The organism is Paenibacillus glycanilyticus NBRC 16618 (assembly GCF_004000805.1).
Lineage (GTDB): Bacteria > Bacillota > Bacilli > Paenibacillales > Paenibacillaceae > Pristimantibacillus > Pristimantibacillus glycanilyticus.
In genome coordinates, this window is record NZ_BILY01000043.1 from 42,085 (window position 1) to 59,473 (window position 17,389).

General features: G+C 51.2%; 17 protein-coding genes and 1 other RNA gene. 17 read left to right on the forward strand and 1 reads right to left on the reverse strand.

Going from position 1 to position 17,389, the window contains the following annotated elements; genetic code table 11:
* Window positions 1-88: 88 nt before the first annotated feature.
* The 3 genes from PGL01S_RS26010 (at window position 89) to argS (ending at window position 2,824) form a co-directional block, all read left to right on the forward strand.
* Window positions 89-622, forward strand: coding sequence for a DNA-deoxyinosine glycosylase (locus PGL01S_RS26010; protein ID WP_127497843.1), 534 nt, complete (start codon window positions 89-91; stop codon window positions 620-622).
* Window positions 623-701: 79 nt separating this feature from the next.
* Window positions 702-1,148 (forward strand): YwiB family protein, encoded by a 447-nt coding sequence (locus PGL01S_RS26015; protein WP_127497845.1) that lies wholly within the window; start codon window positions 702-704, stop codon window positions 1,146-1,148.
* On the forward strand, window positions 1,145-2,824 hold the full coding sequence (argS, locus tag PGL01S_RS26020) for an arginine--tRNA ligase (RefSeq protein WP_127497847.1): 1,680 nt from the start codon (window positions 1,145-1,147) through the stop codon (window positions 2,822-2,824). The genes PGL01S_RS26015 and argS overlap by 4 nt, the downstream gene beginning before the upstream one ends.
* 590 nt (window positions 2,825-3,414) lie before the next feature.
* On the opposite strand, the gene PGL01S_RS26025 is transcribed toward argS, so the two are convergent.
* Window positions 3,415-4,545, reverse strand: coding sequence for a S8 family peptidase (locus tag PGL01S_RS26025; protein ID WP_127497849.1), 1,131 nt, complete (start codon window positions 4,543-4,545; stop codon window positions 3,415-3,417).
* 369 nt (window positions 4,546-4,914) lie between these two features.
* Here PGL01S_RS26025 and rpoE point away from each other — a divergent pair, with 369 nt between their 5' ends.
* From rpoE to PGL01S_RS26095, 14 genes are all read left to right on the forward strand, one after another.
* Window positions 4,915-5,499 (forward strand): DNA-directed RNA polymerase subunit delta, encoded by a 585-nt coding sequence (rpoE, locus tag PGL01S_RS26030; RefSeq protein WP_127497851.1) that lies wholly within the window; start codon window positions 4,915-4,917, stop codon window positions 5,497-5,499.
* 385 nt (window positions 5,500-5,884) lie between these two features.
* Window positions 5,885-7,489: a CTP synthase gene (gene pyrG / locus PGL01S_RS26035; protein WP_127497853.1), complete on the forward strand. Its 1,605-nt coding sequence runs from the start codon at window positions 5,885-5,887 to the stop codon at window positions 7,487-7,489.
* A gap of 134 nt (window positions 7,490-7,623) precedes the next feature.
* The gene (locus tag PGL01S_RS26040) at window positions 7,624-8,022 is read left to right on the forward strand and encodes a response regulator (RefSeq protein WP_012772140.1); all 399 of its coding nucleotides are present in this window, start codon (window positions 7,624-7,626) and stop codon (window positions 8,020-8,022) included.
* Window positions 8,023-8,352: 330 nt separating this feature from the next.
* On the forward strand, window positions 8,353-9,606 hold the full coding sequence (gene murA / locus PGL01S_RS26045) for a UDP-N-acetylglucosamine 1-carboxyvinyltransferase (protein ID WP_127497855.1): 1,254 nt from the start codon (window positions 8,353-8,355) through the stop codon (window positions 9,604-9,606).
* 119 nt (window positions 9,607-9,725) lie between these two features.
* Window positions 9,726-11,090, forward strand: a complete 1,365-nt coding sequence (gene rho, locus PGL01S_RS26050) for a transcription termination factor Rho (RefSeq protein WP_127497857.1) — start codon at window positions 9,726-9,728, stop codon at window positions 11,088-11,090.
* Window positions 11,091-11,114: 24 nt separating this feature from the next.
* On the forward strand, window positions 11,115-12,368 hold the full coding sequence (locus PGL01S_RS26055; protein ID WP_127497859.1) for a radical SAM family protein: 1,254 nt from the start codon (window positions 11,115-11,117) through the stop codon (window positions 12,366-12,368).
* A gap of 109 nt (window positions 12,369-12,477) precedes the next feature.
* On the forward strand, window positions 12,478-12,675 hold the full coding sequence (rpmE, locus tag PGL01S_RS26060) for a 50S ribosomal protein L31 (protein ID WP_012772144.1): 198 nt from the start codon (window positions 12,478-12,480) through the stop codon (window positions 12,673-12,675).
* A gap of 75 nt (window positions 12,676-12,750) precedes the next feature.
* Entirely contained in the window at window positions 12,751-13,185 is a 435-nt protein-coding gene (locus PGL01S_RS26065; RefSeq protein WP_127497861.1) for a hypothetical protein, read from the forward strand.
* A gap of 60 nt (window positions 13,186-13,245) precedes the next feature.
* An RNA gene (gene ffs / locus PGL01S_RS26070) (signal recognition particle sRNA large type) lies at window positions 13,246-13,513 on the forward strand.
* Between the two features lie 155 nt (window positions 13,514-13,668).
* Window positions 13,669-15,441, forward strand: coding sequence for a DNA polymerase III subunit gamma/tau (dnaX, locus tag PGL01S_RS26075; RefSeq protein WP_127497863.1), 1,773 nt, complete (start codon window positions 13,669-13,671; stop codon window positions 15,439-15,441).
* 23 nt (window positions 15,442-15,464) lie between these two features.
* Window positions 15,465-15,776, forward strand: a complete 312-nt coding sequence (locus PGL01S_RS26080) for a YbaB/EbfC family nucleoid-associated protein (RefSeq protein WP_127497865.1) — start codon at window positions 15,465-15,467, stop codon at window positions 15,774-15,776.
* Window positions 15,777-15,881: 105 nt separating this feature from the next.
* On the forward strand, window positions 15,882-16,481 hold the full coding sequence (recR, locus tag PGL01S_RS26085) for a recombination mediator RecR (RefSeq protein ID WP_127497867.1): 600 nt from the start codon (window positions 15,882-15,884) through the stop codon (window positions 16,479-16,481).
* 153 nt (window positions 16,482-16,634) lie between these two features.
* The gene (locus PGL01S_RS26090; protein ID WP_127497869.1) at window positions 16,635-16,952 is read left to right on the forward strand and encodes a DUF2508 family protein; all 318 of its coding nucleotides are present in this window, start codon (window positions 16,635-16,637) and stop codon (window positions 16,950-16,952) included.
* Window positions 16,949-17,212 carry a pro-sigmaK processing inhibitor BofA family protein gene (locus tag PGL01S_RS26095; RefSeq protein ID WP_127497872.1) on the forward strand — a complete coding sequence of 88 codons (264 nt, stop codon included), beginning with the start codon at window positions 16,949-16,951 and terminating at the stop codon, window positions 17,210-17,212. Before PGL01S_RS26090 ends, PGL01S_RS26095 begins: the two co-directional genes overlap by 4 nt.
* Window positions 17,213-17,389 lie beyond the last annotated feature (177 nt).

Consider the following 17,389-nt stretch of genomic DNA (forward strand, 5'->3'; position numbering starts at 1 on the left):
AGGCGTCTCTTTTTATTTTTAAGGCGCTGCTGGTGTAGAATACGTAGTGAAGATCTTTGATGCAGGAGCTAAAAGGAGTGGACGGTATATGGAGCAGGAGCAGACGGAGCGCATCTATTCATTCCCGCCGGTCATTGACGAGCGGGCTCGCGTATTGGTGCTGGGTACGGCGCCAAGCGTGAAATCGCTGGAGCACCGGCAGTTCTACGGTCATCCGCGCAATTATTTTTGGGGAATGGTGTATGGCTTGTTTGGCGCGGGAGCACCGGATGAGGATTACGGGAAGCGTCTTGCTTTTTTGCAGGACCATCATATGGCCGTGTTTGACGTCATCAAGTCCTGCGAACGGCCCGGCAGCCTTGACGTAAACATCAAGAACGAGGAGCCCAATGATCTGCCGGCTTTGGCGGGCAAGTATCCGGGACTGAAATGCTTTGCTTTTAATGGAAGCAAGGCATACGATACGTTCCGTAAATATTTCCGCGATCATCCGGCACTGCAGCATCTTACCCTTTTGAAACTGCCTTCGACAAGTCCCATTCCTACGCAGAAGATGCGCAATCTGGAGGACCGGATCGGAGCTTGGAAAGCAATTGTTCCGTACTTGGAGTTACCGGAATAGCGCGCAATCGTTGAAATTAAGGGGCTTCCTGTATATAGTAGTAACATACGAGAAGACTGGAGATATAGGAGCTTTTGCGATGCAAGACAGAATGGCGGTTACAATTACGCTGACAAGCACCCAGGATGGGGAGTCCGTCGTACATACGTATTCAGGGGAATGGTTCCGGAAGGAACGGACGGTTTATATCCGGTACGAAGAGCCGGTGGAGGGAAGTGCTTCTCCCATCAGGACCCTTGTGCGTTACCGGAAGGACGAGCTGTTGATCACGCGCCGGGGCGTCGTGGAATCGGAGCAGCTGTTCGTGCCCGGAGAAATGCGAAGAAGCGGCTACTACCGCTCTCCCTATACATCGTTCCAGATGGAGACGGCAACCGCATTTATTGAACTCAAGGGAGAGGGCGGCGAGAAGCAGGCTTCCGCAGAACCGCCATGCGCGATTGAATGGCAGTATGAACTATGGATGAATGAACATTTATCGGGCCGGTTCCTGAACCGGCTCCATATACAGGAGGAGAAACAATGAGTACGAACGTGTTGGAGCAAATGTATGAGAAGGTGAAGGAGGCGATTGCGGACGCGGCGGTAACAGGCGGTCTTGCGGCTCGCGAGGAGCTTCCTGCCTTTGTGCTGGAGGTGCCGAAGGATAAAGCGCACGGCGACCTGGCAACAAACGCGGCTATGCAGCTTACTAAGCTGGCGAAGAAAAACCCGCGCCAAATCGCCGAGACGATTATCGCCAACCTGAACGGCGAGAAGTTCGGCATCCAATCGGCCGAGATTGCCGGCCCGGGCTTTATTAACTTCCGCATGGACAAAAGCTATTTATATTCCGTTATCGGCGAGATTACGGCTGCGGGAGACAACTACGGACGCACCAACGAAGGATCCGGCCAACGCGTGGAAGTCGAATTCGTCAGCGCGAATCCGACAGGCAACCTTCACCTTGGCCACGCGCGCGGCGCGGCCGTGGGCGATGCGCTTTGCAACGTGCTCGACTTCGCAGGTTATGAAGTAACCCGCGAGTACTATATTAATGACGCGGGCAACCAGGTGAACAACCTGGCGCGCTCGATTGAAGCGCGTTACCGCCAAGCGCTTGGACAAGATGCGGAAATGCCGGAAGACGGCTACCATGGCGAAGACATCGTAGGTTTCGGCAAGCTGCTTGCAGAAGAGAAAGGCGATAGTCTTCTATCGCTGTCCGATGAAGAGCGCTTCGCCTACTTCCGTCAATACGGACTGGAAAAAGAACTCGACAAAATCAAACGCGACCTTGGACGCTTCCGCGTAAACTTCGATATCTGGTACAGCGAAACTTCGCTGTATGAGAGCGGCCGAGTGGAAAAGGCGCTTGAGGCGCTTAAGGCCAAAGGCCAAGTGTACGAGGAAGAGGGCGCTACGTGGCTGTCGACGATGCCTTACGGCGACGACAAGAACCGCGTGCTTGTGAAAAATGACGGCTCTTACACTTATTTGACGCCGGACATTGCTTACCACCAAGACAAATTCAGCCGCGGCTACGACCGGATGATCAACATCTGGGGCGCCGATCATCACGGCTATATCCCTCGCGTGAAGGCTGCTATGGCCGCGCTTGGTAATGATCCCGACAAGCTGGTCGTATTGATCGCTCAGATGGTAAGCCTGTTCCAGGACGGCGAAAAAGTGAAAATGTCTAAGCGTACCGGCAAAGCCGTTACGATGCAGGATCTGATGGACGAGGTTGGCGTCGACGCCATTCGTTACTTCTTCACGATGCGCAGCATGGACTCGCATCTGGATTTCGATATGGACCTTGCGATCTCGACTTCGAACGAGAACCCTGTCTTCTACGTGCAATATGCGCATGCCCGCATTTGCAGCATCTTCCGCCAGGCGGAGGAGCAAAACGTTGCCCTCCTGCCGATCGGCGACATCGATTTCGGCAAGCTCTCGTCCGAAGCCGAATTCGACCTGCTTCGCAAGCTCGGCGAGCTGCCGCAGGAAGTGTCGGAAGCCGCGGCTCAATACGCGCCGCATCGCTTGATCCGCTATGTGTATGAACTGGCTTCGCAGTTCCACAGCTATTACAAAGCCGAGCGCGTCATTACCGAAGACGCGGCTCAGACCCAGGCGCGCATCGCGCTGCTTGGCGCTGTACGCATCGTTATCGCCAACACGCTCCGCCTCGTTGGCGTATCGGCTCCGGAGCGGATGTAATCCGCCCGGCCGAATATACAAGCAAAGCCGCCAGTTTTTATCTGGCGGCTTTGTGCGTTTGGTGTTTTTTCGTTCTTGCTGGCGCCGCAGTAGCATCGAATTTCGCTTACGGCCACGAGGCAAATAACTAACCATGCTTGATATGCGCGAAGATGGCATCTGATCCTAGATTTCCGAAGTACAGTATCTTTTTTCTGTCAGCATGTACTTCGTTGCCACTGGTTTTCCCGTACATTGTACGGAATACAGTAAATTCAACCCTTTAAGTAAAGAAACACAACTTACATTGCATTTAATGCAGTATATCAACTCTAAAGAGGCACTAAACGGCCGTTTCAGCCCAATTATATTGTATTCGATACAACGTAGCTCACAATATTGGCCTAAATCAGGCCAATATCCTGCATGAAGTGCAGCGTAGCAATCGCTGTAATCCTAAATAAAGAAACCGTTCCGGGGAAAATCCTAGGAACGGTTTCTTTTCGCCTCTCAACAGGAACGATGAGTGCGGGCAAGGACAATGTATCTCCCGGAGGAAGATACATTGTTCGCCGCCAGCCTCCTCACGGCAAACAAAGTCCTTCCCTCATCTATCGGTCCGCCGCCCCCAGCATCTTCATCACGTCAATCTCCCCGGTATACCGGGGAGCCTTTGTGCTTCGAAGCGGCAGGTGCGATTTTTTCAGAATCGCTTTAATCTCCGCGGGAGACAATCCCGGCTTATGAGCCAGCAGCAAAGCGATGGCCCCGCTGACATGGGAGGTAGCCATCGATGTTCCGCTCATCTCGTGATACTTGCCGCGGAGCCAAGCGGAAAAAATTTTGTCGCCCGGTGCGTAAATGTCAATAAACGTGCCCCGGTTGCTGAACGGCGCGATGCGCCGCAGCTTGTTTGTTGCCCCGACCGAGATCGTCTGCGGATATCTGGCCGGATAATCGACAGTCCGGCGTTTGCCGTCGTTGCCCGAAGACGCAACAACGATAACGCCTGCATTATAAGCGTTGTTTATCGCATTGAGGAGAGCTTTGCTGCGCGTCTTCATGCCAAAGCTCATGTTAATAATGTTGACCCGGTTACGGACGCACCAATCGATGCCGAGAATAATGTCGGATACAAAGGCGCTTCCGTTATGGTCGAATGCTTTTACCGGGAGAATTTGCGCCCGCGGCGCAATGCCGATCATGCCTTGCACCTGGTTGGCGGCTGCGATTGTGCCCGCGATGTGCGTGCCGTGACCGTTGTCGTCATGAGGCAGCATGCTGCGGTTGAGCAGGTTGATGCCGCGAGATAGCGATTGGCGGAGATCGGGATGGCTAAAATCTACGCCGGTATCGATGACGCCGATTTTGATGCGGTGTCCGGTCGTCGTGCTCCAGGCAAGCGGGGCTTTGATTTGCTGAACGCCCCAGGGGATGCCTTTTTCCAGTGGCATGGTTTTCGCTGCGGTGTGAACGGTAATACGGCGGTCGTCCTCGATCCATACGCCGCCGGAAAAGCCGGATAAAGTTGCTTCGACAGGGAGCTGACAAGATATTGCACGAATGATGCGCATTTGCTTAACCGGCTTCAGTTCCGGGGATGCTGTCGATGCTTCTGACCATTCCTGCAGAAACCGTCGATAGTCACCTTGCTGCTGAAATCGGATAATCCGATTTTTTGTCGTTTGGCCCGTGCAAGCCATCGTGTCCTTCAACCAATGGAGAAAAGCGGTGATGTCCAATTACGCGTCCCCTCCCGACGGACGATGCTGAACTATTGTATGAAACGGGGAGTTCGGCCGCATGAGCAACTTGCCTTTTTTCAGATAATTAGGCGTGGAGCCGTGTCAAAACGCCGTGAAGGACATAGGATGATGTAAGAGTTCTAACGACTCTTACGCTCCGGTCCCGCATTACTCGATGTGTGCTCCGGATGGATACAGTCAAAGCGAAGGGACAGCCCTTCGCTTTTTTCTTTTTGCAGGGAACATTTGCATAGGCGAGAAGCAGCCGGGAGACAGCTTGCTTTTTTGAATAAAATAGGTTTTACTATACTTTGATAATGGTTATGATTACGAAAGTATGAAGATAGCAAGAGAGGATGTGTCCATGTGAGCAATGGCAATATTGCATTGAAGCTCGATCCTGAGCGGATGAAAGAAATGCCTATGGTGGACTTGGCGTTTGAAGTGCTGAAGGCAGCCAATACGCCTTATTACTACCGTGACCTAATGATGGAAATTGCGAAGCTTCGCGGACTTTCCGCGGACGGAGTTAATCAAGTAATCGCTCAAGTATATACGGAGATTAACATTGACGGCCGTTTCGCCTGCGTAGGCAGCAATATGTGGGGCCTTAAACGCTGGTATCCGGTTGAACGCAACGAAGATCCGATCTCGAACGCGAAACGTCCGCGCATCATTAATGACGATGACGACGATGATGAAGATCTGTTCGCAGATGAAGAAGATGATTCGTACACAGCGGATGAGGAAGATTACGATTCTTACGATGAAGATCGTGAATTCGGCGAAGCAGAAGCTGAAGAAGAAGTTGACGAAGAGGTTGGCATCGAAGACGAAGAGCTCGAAGATGATGAATCTGACGAGGAACTCGACGCGGATGCCGAGCTTGACGATGAAGACTCCGAAGATGAAGATTTTGAAGACGATGAGGAAGAAGAAGACGATAAATAATCATCCTCAAGCTTGCCGTGTTTAAGCTTGACAGTCCGCATACGGGCAGAGTAAACTATTGCATGGGCTTTAAGATTCGGTTAACGTACCGCATAAGCAGCAATGGCTTACCTTCCCGTTTTTGAAGGATACAAGCCTCTGCGGATCTAGCATTTGCCGCGTTTTTCCGGCAAGCTACACGTTATAATAATATGCCAAATGAAAAGTGCCCCGTGAAGACGGGTGTCACTTTTTTTGTTTGTAGAAGCAAGTTAGAAGCAAGTTCAGGAGCCTGATTTGTTCATCCATAAACTGGACAGAGGAATAGAGAGTCTGCTAATCCATGTTTATTGTGCAAATGGGATAACCTAAACATAACCAGAGGAGCATGGAGGGTATTAGCAAAGTGACAAAATATATTTTTGTAACCGGGGGCGTCGTTTCATCGCTTGGCAAAGGAATTACCGCTGCATCACTCGGCCGTCTGCTTAAGAACAGAGGGTTGAAAGTAACGATTCAAAAGTTCGATCCTTATATCAACGTTGACCCGGGAACGATGAGCCCGTACCAGCATGGCGAAGTATTCGTAACAGACGACGGCGCGGAAACAGACCTTGACCTTGGGCATTATGAACGGTTTATCGATATTAACCTGACGAAGTACAGCAGCGTTACGACCGGCAAGATTTATTCGAACGTTATCTCCAAGGAACGCCGCGGCGAATATCTGGGCGGAACGGTTCAGGTTATCCCGCACATTACGAACGAAATTAAGGAGCGCGTATACCGCGCTGGCAAAGAAGCCGGCTCCGACGTTGTAATCACCGAAATCGGCGGTACGGTGGGCGACATCGAAAGCTTGCCTTTCCTTGAAGCGATCCGCCAAATCAAAAGCGATATCGGGCGCGACAACGTGATGTACATTCACGTAACGCTTATTCCATACATCAAAGCAGCGGGCGAAGTGAAAACCAAGCCAACGCAGCATAGCGTAAAAGAACTCCGCAGCATCGGCATTCAGCCTAACGTCATCGTATGCCGTACCGAGCATGCGCTGTCGGAAGACCTGAAACGCAAAATCGGCTTGTTCTGTGACATCGACGCTAACGCGGTTGTTGAATGTATCGATGCTTCGACTTTGTATGAAGTACCGCTGATGCTTCGCGAGCAAGGTCTCGACGATATCGTGGTGAACCATCTGAAGCTTACGACGAACCAACCGGACATGACGCAATGGGAAGATCTTGTGAACCGCGTAAAATCGTTGCATAAAACGACGGAAATCGCCATTGTCGGCAAATACGTTGCGCTCCATGACGCTTACCTTTCCATCGTTGAAGCTCTGGGCCATGCGGGTATCGACGCGGATTCCGAAGTGAAGCTTCGCTGGGTGAACGCGGAAGAGATCGACGACGAGAACGTTTCGGAAATGCTGAAAGGCGTACACGGTATTCTTGTGCCTGGCGGCTTTGGCGATCGTGGTATTGAAGGGAAAGTTTCGGCTATCCGTTATGCCCGCGAGCAGCAAATTCCGTTCTTCGGCATTTGCCTTGGCATGCAGGTTGCCGTTATCGAATACGCGCGCAGCGTAGCCGGCCTGTCGGGCGCGAACAGCGCGGAGATCAATCCTTCGACGCCGTATCCGGTTATCGACCTTCTGCCGGATCAGAAAGACATCGAGGACATGGGCGGCACGATGCGTCTTGGCCTTTACCCTTGCAAATTGAAGCCGGGATCGCTTGCGGCTACTGAATATAACGATGAGCTTGTTTATGAGCGTCACCGTCACCGGTATGAATTCAATAACGAGTACCGTGAGCGCATTGAATCGGCGGGTCTTCGCATTTCCGGCACATCGCCGGACGGCCGTCTGGTGGAAATGGTGGAGCTTCCGGAGCATCCATGGTTCCTTGCGGTTCAATTCCATCCGGAATTCACTTCCCGTCCGAACCGTCCTCAACCGCTCTTCCGCGGCTTTGTGCGTGCGGCTTTGAAATACTCCGGACAGTAAGAACAGCTGTTCTGACATCCGATGTCTCCAATTTTTTTAGTGGAAAAGCAGGATAATGTACCTCTCCGCGCGAATATATTAACGATTATGGAAGAGTTGACCAGTTGTGGGTCGAGTCGCGGGAGGTAAATATCTTGGAGAAGAAGAAGCTATTGATCGTTGATGATCAGAATGGCATCCGTGTGCTTCTGATGGAAGTGTTCAGCAGTGAAGGCTACAATACTTTCCAAGCTTCAAACGGTAGGTTGGCACTGGAAATCGTAAAAGCCGAGAATCCTGACCTCGTTCTGCTTGATATGAAGATTCCGGGGATGGACGGACTTGAAATTTTAAAGCATGTGAAGGCAATTAACCGTGATATCAAAGTCATCATGATGACGGCTTACGGCGAGCTTGATATGATCAAGGAAGCGACCGATCTGGGGGCTGTTATGCATTTCACGAAACCGTTCGATATCGATGAGATGCGGATTGCGGTTAATATGCAGCTTCACGGCGGCAATTCCAATAACCGCTTTGCGGTAGGGTCCTAAGGGACCCTTTTTTTTATGAGAATTCCCTTTTAAAAGGATTAATTTGCACCCCCTATATTAAAGGTTTCTAACCCGTTGCCTACTTCTGTAAGAGAAATACCATTCCCTGTCCCGATATGGTATAATGGCTCAGAATCAACGGTCTAATAGACATGTTAATCTTTTATTAACGATAAAACTTCGCTTCGCAAAGAAGCAAAAACAAGCAAAGTGTACTAAATAGGAGTACGGGATAATGAGCCGCCCATCACGGCGAGCGTGTCAGTATAAGCTCGCGCCATATGGCGGTTTTCCTATGTTTCTTCTTACATTTCGGGAGGACTATATTTGATGGAGAAATTGATGATACGCGGTGGACGTCCGCTGCGGGGCACCGTCCAAATAAGCGGAGCAAAGAACAGTGCCGTCGCTCTGGTTCCGGCTGCCATATTGGCAGAATCAGAAGTGGTATTGGACAATTTGCCCCATTTGAGCGATGTTGTCGTATATAGTGAGATCCTGCAGGACCTCGGTGCTGTCGTAAGCTGGCAGGGCGATGTCATGAAGATTGATCCTTCGCGGCTTGAATCGAAACCGATGCCAAATGGAAAAGTGAAGCTGCTGCGTGCTTCTTATTATTTGATGGGTGCCATGCTTGGACGCTTTGGGGAAGCGATTATCGGATTGCCTGGCGGATGTAATTTCGAGCCAAGACCAATCGATCAGCATATTAAAGGCTTTGAAGCTCTGGGTGCTACCGTTACCAACGAACAAGGCTCGATGCGGATTCATGCCAAAGAGCTGCGCGGAGCAAAAATTTATCTCGACGTTGTCAGCGTTGGCGCGACCATTAATATAATGCTTGCGGCCTCCCGGGCCAAAGGCTCTACGATTATCGAAAATGCGGCAAAAGAGCCTGAGATTATAGATGTAGCAACGCTTTTGAACGCGATGGGCGCGAGGATCAAGGGTGCGGGTACGGAGACGATCCGGATTGAAGGGGTAGACAGCATGCATGGCTGCCGCCATTCGATTATTCCGGACCGGATTCAGGCAGGCACTTACATGATTGCAGCCGCGGCAACGCGCGGAGACGTTACCATCGACAACGTTATTCCGAAGCATATGGAAGCCATGACGGCAAAGCTTGAAGAAATGGGCGTAACCGTTCAGGAAATGGACGAGTCTATCCGTATTATCGGTGCTCCGGAGTATACGGCCGTTGACGTGAAAGCTCTGGTTTACCCGGGTTTTGCAACGGACCTTCAGTCTCCGATGACAACGCTGCTTGCCCAGGCCAAGGGCGTCAGCATCCTGAGCGATTATGTCTACAGCAACCGTTTCAAGCATGTGCCGGAACTGAACCGGATGGGCGCGAATATTCGCGTGGAAGGCCGTTCCGCCATTATTGAAGGCGGAGAGTTTTTTGCGGCGAAGGTTAAAGCCGCTGATCTGCGGGCAGGGGCGGCGCTTGTGATCGCCGGTCTTACCGTCAAAGAAGGAATTACGGAGATCACTGGCGTAGAATATATTGACCGCGGTTACGACAATCTCGTTGATAACCTGCGCAGACTTGGTGCGGATGTTTGGCGGGAAACGGAATAATTGTTATTTTTAACGGAGTGAACCACCCGATTTGGCGTTTTTCTGGCAGGCTGAACGAATAGAATTCGTCAAATCGGGTATATAATGATAGCTAAAACTGAATACAAAGTGGTGAGAATATGACAGATCTTCAGATCTCCGATCTCGAAGAAATGAAGCTGACCGAGTTGTACAAATTGGCGAAGCAATATCAAATACCGTACTACGGCCAGCTGAAGAAGAAGGAATTAATATTTGCGATTTTACGGGCACAAGCGGAAAAAAGCGGCCTCATGTTTATGCAGGGTGTACTTGAAACATTGCCGGAAGGCTTCGGCTTCTTACGGCCAATCAACTATTTGCCTAGCAAAGAGGATATTTATATCTCTGCTTCCCAGATTCGAAAATTCGACTTGCGTACCGGCGACCTTGTATCGGGCAAATGCCGGCTGCCGAAAGACTCTGAGAAATACTTTGGACTCCTCCAGGTAAACGCCGTAAACGGCACCGATCCTGCGCAAGCGGCCGAAAGACTTCATTTTCCCGCTCTAACTCCTCTTTATCCACAGAAAAAGCTCGTGCTGGAAACGGCATCTTCCAAACTTTCTACTCGAATTATGGACTTACTTGCGCCTGTTGGCCTTGGTCAACGCGGACTGATTGTAGCTCCGCCAAAAGCGGGTAAAACCTTGCTGCTCAAAGAAATAGCGAACAGTATTTCGACGAATCACCCGGATATCGAGTTGTTTGTGCTGCTTATTGATGAACGCCCCGAGGAAGTAACGGATATGCAGCGTTCCGTGAAGGGTGAAGTTATTGCTTCGACGTTTGATGAAGTGCCGGAGAACCATATAAAAGTAGCCGAGCTTGTGCTTGAACGGGCGCTGCGTCTGGTAGAACACAAGAAAGACGTTGTTATTTTGCTCGACAGCATTACCCGTCTTGCCCGTGCTTATAACCTGGTTGTGCCGCCATCCGGACGTACGCTTAGCGGCGGTATCGATCCGGCAGCTTTCCATCGTCCGAAGCGCTTCTTTGGCGCGGCCCGGAATGTGGAAGAGGGCGGCAGCTTGACGATTCTCGCGACGGCTCTTATCGAGACCGGCTCGCGTATGGATGACATCATTTATGAAGAATTTAAAGGTACGGGCAATATGGAGCTGCATCTAGACCGCAAGCTTGCAGAACGCCGTATTTTCCCGGCGCTCGATATCCGCAGATCGGGTACGCGCCGCGAAGAAATGCTTTTATCGAAAGAAGAATTGGATAAATTATGGGTTGTGCGCCGCAATATGACCGATACGCCTGACTTCGTCGACGGCTTCCTGAAGAAGCTTGCCGATTCGAAGACGAATGAGGAATTCCTGATGTCGCTAGACACATCGGAAGATAAACCTGCCCCGCAGCAGCGGACAAGCGCAGGTACGGGTACTACAGGTGCGGGACTCAAAAGCAGCGCAGCAACCGGAAGGCGACCGGCACCGCGCACGACGCACGGCTCCTAGTGCCGCCGGAAGGAGGACATCAAGATGAATCTCGTATACGCGGATGAGAAAGGCAATGTGTTTGATCATCCTGACTATATAGCGCTTGGGCGCAGCGGCGATATGATCGTCGAATTAATGGAGGACGAGTTGATCCCTCTGCCAAGGGGGGCTACGCTCGTAGGGCTGCCTCATACCCGTCCGGTCTTTATGGATCCGGATACCGGCGAAATGAAAATGCTCTCCGGCAATTACCAGGCTGTAGGCGCTTTGTTGCCGCAGGGTTATACCCGGCTGGCGCTGCCAAGCTATGTGAAGACCGATAAGAATGAGAAGTTTCCGCTCTTTGGCTACACCTCTGTCGTTTGGAAGGACGGCGGTTTTTATGTGGCGGCGGAGCAAAGCGATGATCCGTACAAATGGGATCCGCTTAACTGCGACCGGGGAGATGTCCGCAAAGGAGTAGAACTGCTGACTGCTAAATACCCGGAGAACAGACTGTACAAGCATTTGTCGCATTGCGCCCTTGGCTACGAATGCTTAACTTCCTCCAACACGTTCCTTCAGCGCTGGGAGGGCGGGGTACCCGTTTCTTATTCCTGCAACGCGGGATGCTTCGGCTGCATTTCGGAGCAGCCGGATGACAGCGGGTTTGTTGCGCCTCAGACGCGGATGAACTTCAAGCCTACGGTGGATGAGATCGTGGAAGTGATGCTGGAGCACCTGAAAACGCCGGAATCGATCATCAGCTTTGGCCAAGGCTGCGAAGGCGAGCCTTCCACGCAGGCCAAAATCATCGTGGAAGCGATGAAGATCGTGAGAAGCCAGACAAACCAGGGCTATATCAATATCAATACGAATGCCGGACTTACGGACTTCATGCGCGCAATCGTCGACGCGGGTCTTGACCTGATGCGCGTCAGCACGATAAGCGCTATTGACGAGCATTACAATGCTTACTACAAGCCGCGCGCATATACGCTTGCCAATGTGGAGAAATCCTTGAAGTACGCGACGGATAAAGGGGTATACACCTCCATCAACTACTTGATCTTCCCCGGGGTAACCGACCGCGAGGAAGAGATCGAGGCGATGATCGGATTCGCGAAGCGAACCGGACTAAAGCTTATTCAAATGCGCAACCTGAATATCGATCCGGAGAGCTACCTGCAGCTGATTCCTCCTGCCAAAGGCGAGATTTACGGGATGAAGCAGATGCTTGAAATCTTCCGAGAAGAGCTGCCGGATGTCGTTATCGGCTCCTACACGCATCTTCCGCCGGCGGCGGCGCGCAAGTAGCTGGCAAAACATCGGCATTGCATGCTTGTAATGGTCGTGCTATAATCCGAGTTGTGTGATTTATAACTCTGGATCCGCATGTGGTTCAGGGCAGAAAGAGGTGAACGAGATGAAACAAGGTATTCATCCGACATACCACGTATCCAACATCACTTGCGCTTGCGGTAACACGTTCGAGACAGGTTCGATCAAATCGAATCTTCGCGTAGAGGTTTGTTCCGCATGTCACCCGTTCTTCACGGGTAAGCAAAAGTTCTTGGATGCAGGCGGTCGCGTCGATCGTTTCAAAAAGAAATACGGCATTTAATCTCATCTGCCGCTTAATTTGGCAGAATAAGAAAACCTCCCTTAGCCATCCTATGGTTAAAGGGAGGTTTTTTGATTGCTTACCAAAAAGATGCTGCGCCGCAAGCTGCGCTTAATATTTATGGGATTCGCGATACCCGCATTGGTCATCGCTAGTTTGACCGGCTGTGCTGCCGACGGGGTGAACAATGGGCACCGGACGAATGACGGCAAGGTGGAAACCTATGGCCATGACGGATACTTGGGTTATTCCAACAGCAACCCGAACCTGCCTAATAACAAGACATTCCTTAATTACGAGTCGGACAGGAAGCTTATTAATAAGGTGCTGCAGCCAATCGACGGAATCAAAAGCAGCCGTGTCGCGTTTAATGGCGGGGATCTCACCGTTCATATCAAGGCTGCTTCCAATCTGACGAACGCTCAGCTTGAGGCGCTGCGCGCAAAGACGGAGCAGGCTGTTCAGCTTAACATGCCGCGCTACCATGTCAAAGTGAAAGCGTCCCGTTAATCCTAACTGCCATTATCCTACGGTTGCGCTTTGCGTTTGGATGGGCTATACTTAGTTTTGCCGTGCTAGATGGGGAGTTAGCGGTGCCCTGTAACTCGCAATCCGCTTTAGCGAGGTTGAATTCCTGCTTTAGGTTATGTGATGCAGGGTTTGGCGCTTGCAATCAGTGTTGACGGTTGGGTCCTCCGCAATGGACGCTTGTGAACCTGGTCAGGTCCGGAAGGAAGCAGCCATAAGCAAGTTTGTTCATGTGCCGGGGGAGTGCCTGACCCGAGCTGAGACGCAAGAGTGCCGCCTGGATCGCATGTTATCGAGAGCAGGTGCACGGTTCATCATTTTCATAGTTTATGTGAAGGAACACCAGCGATGGGGATCTGTTTTGAAGAAGCAGATGCCGGAAATGCGGGTGTTTTTGTTTTGCTTATAGACATCATGATGTATAATAGAGAACAAGAATGAGCAAGCCGAAGGGAACGTAAACGCGTGAGTCATATTGCATTATATCGTGCCTGGCGTCCGCAGACGTTCCAGGACATGGTTGGACAACGGCATATTATACAAACGCTGCAGAATGCGATTCGGGAGAATCGGGTTTCGCACGCCTATTTATTTAATGGTCCCCGGGGAACGGGGAAAACAACGGCGGCCAAGGTATTGGCAAAAGCGGTTAACTGTGAACGGGGCCCTGCGGAAGAGCCTTGTAATGAATGCGATGCATGCCGCGGCATAACGGCCGGTCATATTATGGACGTTGTCGAGATTGACGCGGCGTCTAACCGGGGTATTGACGAAATACGGGATATTCGCGATAAAGTCCGTTATGCCCCGTCTGAAGTTCGATATAAAGTGTATATTATTGATGAAGTCCACATGCTGACGTCGGAGGCGTTTAACGCGCTTCTGAAGACGTTAGAGGAACCGCCTGGACATGTTATCTTTATTCTGGCGACCACGGAGCCCCATAAGCTTCCGGCTACGATTATTTCGCGTTGCCAAAGATTCGACTTCCGGCAAGTCTCGCTGGAAGAGCAATCGGAGCGGCTGTTTGAGATTTGCCGGGAAGAAGGCATTGAGGCGGAAGAGGATGCGATCGCTTATATTGCCCGTCTATCTGAAGGCGGGATGCGCGATGCGATAAGCTTGCTTGAGCAGGTTGCGGCTTTTGGCGGATCGAGAATCACCCTTGACGGTGCTGTTGATGTGACGGGAGGCATGGCCGCGGATCAGTTCTATGCGCTGGCAGAAGCGATCCGGGACCGTAATGTTGCCGCTATCATGCCGCTCGTAGAGAGCTTAACGCAAGCCGGGAAAAGCGCGGACAAATGCATGGAGAATCTGATCTTCTATTTCCGCGATCTGCTTGTATTAAAGCTAGCCCCGCAAGGTGCGGTAACGGAGCGGGTGGTTGACGCCGAACGGTTCCGCGGAATGGCCGATGCTTTCAGCTCCGAGCGGTTGTTTAAGATGATTGATACTCTTAATACCTATCAATCCGATATGAAGCATGCTTCGCAGCCGCAGACTTTGTTTGAAGTCGCATTGATGAAAATTTGCACAATAGGTAACGAGAGTGCTGGGGGAGCGGGAAGCGGCGGCGATGCCGCGGCGTCCTCTCCGCCAGCCGCATCGGCCGAAGTACAGCGTCTTCGCCAGCAGGTGGAGATCCTTGAGCGCAAGCTGGAGCAGCTTATACAAAACGGAGGAGGCGCCGGTTCCGGAGCGGGTGATGGCGGTGCGGCCAGACAGCCTGCCAGCCCATCCCGCCGTCCCGGCTTTGGCGGAGGCGGTGCTGCGGTCAGCCGGTCTACCGTGAAGCTTGATCCGTTTGTTGCCGCAGCCGGCAGTCCGGGTACGGGGCAAGTTCGGATGAAGTGGAACGAAGTGCTCCACCGGGTGAAGGAAGCAAGAATAACGGTACATGCATGGTTGGTTGACGGAGAGCCGGTAGCCGCAACGGATTCCACGATACTTGTCGCCTTCAAGAACACAATGCACCGGGAGACCACGGAGCGGCCGGCACACCGGGAGATTATCGAACGGGTCATGCAGGACGTATTCGGCAATCCGGTCAAGCTTGCAACCTGCATGCTGAAGGAATGGCAGAATGCGGCCAGCCGCTCAGGCGAGCAGGAAGGCGAAACGCTGGAATTACAGCCGGATGCGATTGACACCGGGGAGGAGCAGCGTCCACAATGGGTAGAGGAAGCTGTTAAGCTTTTTGGTGAAGACTTAGTTGTAATTAAAGAAGATAATTAACTATTACGATGAGGTGATAAGTCATGAATAACATGAACCAAATGATGAAGCAAGTAAAGAAAATGCAAGAGCAAATGATGAAAGCCCAAGAAGAGCTTGTAAACAAAACGGTTGAAGGTACGGCTGGCGGCGGCGTTGTAACCGTGGTAGCGAACGGCCACAAAAAAATCCTTAGCATCGCGATCAAACCTGAAGCGGTAGATCCGGATGATGTTGAAATGCTGCAAGACCTTGTTTTGACAGCGGTTAATGACGTATTGACAAAAGTAGACGAAATTGCGAACCAGGACATGGGCAAATTCACTGGCGGCATGAAGATTCCAGGCTTGTTCTAAGCTGGATTGCTGTCTATATAACTTATAAAAGCTATACGCATGCTGACGCCGCCGCAAGGGCGGCGTCAGCCGTTTAGGCTGGAGGCTTGAAAGGGGCTGCGCGTTTTGTTTTATCCCGAACCGATAGCGAAGCTTATTGATGCCTTTACGCGGCTTCCGGGCGTTGGACCGAAGACAGCCGCAAGATTGGCTTTTCATGTGCTTCGCATGAAAGAAGATGATGTTATCGATTTCGCTAAGGCGCTTGTCAGCGTTAAGCGGAATCTGACGTACTGCTCCGTTTGCTGCAATATTACCGATACCGATCCATGCCGGATTTGCCAGGATAAAACGCGCGATAACTCCGTTATTTGTGTGGTTCAGGAATCAAAGGACCTTGTGGCCATGGAACGGACGAAGGAATTTCAAGGACATTATCACGTGCTTCAGGGTGCTATATCTCCAATTGAGGGAATTGGGCCGGATCAGATCAAGATTGCCGAGCTGCTTCGCCGCTTGAGCGATGAGCGGGTGCAAGAGCTGATCTTGGCGACGAATCCGAATATTGAAGGCGAAGCGACCGCGATGTATATCTCGAGGCTTGTCAAACCGTTTGGTATTCGGGTAACGCGGATTGCCCACGGCCTGCCGGTTGGCGGCGACCTTGAATACGCCGATGAGGTCACCTTGTCCAAAGCGCTTGAAGGACGCAGAGAACTCAGTTAACTTAATGCACGGAGAAAGAGCCGTTATCCCGACAGGGATGACGGCTCTTGTTTTGTTTTCGGGATGCAATCCGTTCTAAATAACGGTCCAAGCCTCTATACATATATAGAAAATGTCTTGTCCCAGATGGACGAGCAGAGGAGGAGAGGCGTAATGGCGAACTTATGGCGGGAGATAAAGCAACCGACTGAAAGCAAGCATACGGGCGGATTAGAATTAACTAGGACCTCGTTTCAGCCTGTACCGGAACCGGATACGGCGGAATGGAGAGAACATCTGCGGGCGGAAATTGATGAAGCTCACAAGGAATGGATAAATGCGACCCGGTTCTTTAACGTTGCCGTTGGCGAAGATCAGATCGATTACGCAATCTATGCGTTGATCACGGCGGAAAAACGGTACGAGATGCTAATCCGGATTGCCAAGCGGACCTGCAAGGTATGGCCGGAATGGAGAGGGGCGTTACAATGAAAACATTATGGCTGGCGATGCTTATTTTATCATCGGTTGCTCTGGTAGGCGTGCTTGTTAGGCAAAAGCTCTCGTGGACATGGCTGCGTAATTTTTCTATCCACATTGTTTTGGCTGCAGCGGTCCTGTATGTGCTAAATTTCTCCGGACTTATCCCTAATATATATATTCCGCTTAATCCGGTTACAATAGGTACTGTTGTCGTACTTGGCGTACCCGGAATTGCATTAATCGCTGGGGTTCAGTACTTTATAGTCTGAGCCCTTAAAGTTTTTTGGACAAAGGGTTGACCTTCTGAATTGATTCATGGTATATTACTTCTCGCGCCAAGTGCAAGGAAATAAAAGCTTCAAAAAAGTTTTTAAAAAAGTACTTGCAATCATCTAGGCCGCTGTGATATATTATAAAAGTCGCCGCTGAGAAACACGGCGATGAAC

Coding starts and splice junctions, on each gene's coding strand:
- PGL01S_RS26015 (WP_127497845.1), top strand. CDS start 702: ATGCAAGACAGAATGGCGGTTACAATTACGCTGACAAGCACCCAGGAT.
- PGL01S_RS26080 (WP_127497865.1), top strand. CDS start 15,465: ATGAATAACATGAACCAAATGATGAAGCAAGTAAAGAAAATGCAAGAG.
- PGL01S_RS26010 (WP_127497843.1), top strand. CDS start 89: ATGGAGCAGGAGCAGACGGAGCGCATCTATTCATTCCCGCCGGTCATT.
- argS (WP_127497847.1), top strand. CDS start 1,145: ATGAGTACGAACGTGTTGGAGCAAATGTATGAGAAGGTGAAGGAGGCG.
- PGL01S_RS26095 (WP_127497872.1), top strand. CDS start 16,949: ATGAAAACATTATGGCTGGCGATGCTTATTTTATCATCGGTTGCTCTG.
- rpmE (WP_012772144.1), top strand. CDS start 12,478: ATGAAACAAGGTATTCATCCGACATACCACGTATCCAACATCACTTGC.
- PGL01S_RS26055 (WP_127497859.1), top strand. CDS start 11,115: ATGAATCTCGTATACGCGGATGAGAAAGGCAATGTGTTTGATCATCCT.
- rho (WP_127497857.1), top strand. CDS start 9,726: ATGACAGATCTTCAGATCTCCGATCTCGAAGAAATGAAGCTGACCGAG.
- murA (WP_127497855.1), top strand. CDS start 8,353: ATGGAGAAATTGATGATACGCGGTGGACGTCCGCTGCGGGGCACCGTC.
- PGL01S_RS26090 (WP_127497869.1), top strand. CDS start 16,635: ATGGCGAACTTATGGCGGGAGATAAAGCAACCGACTGAAAGCAAGCAT.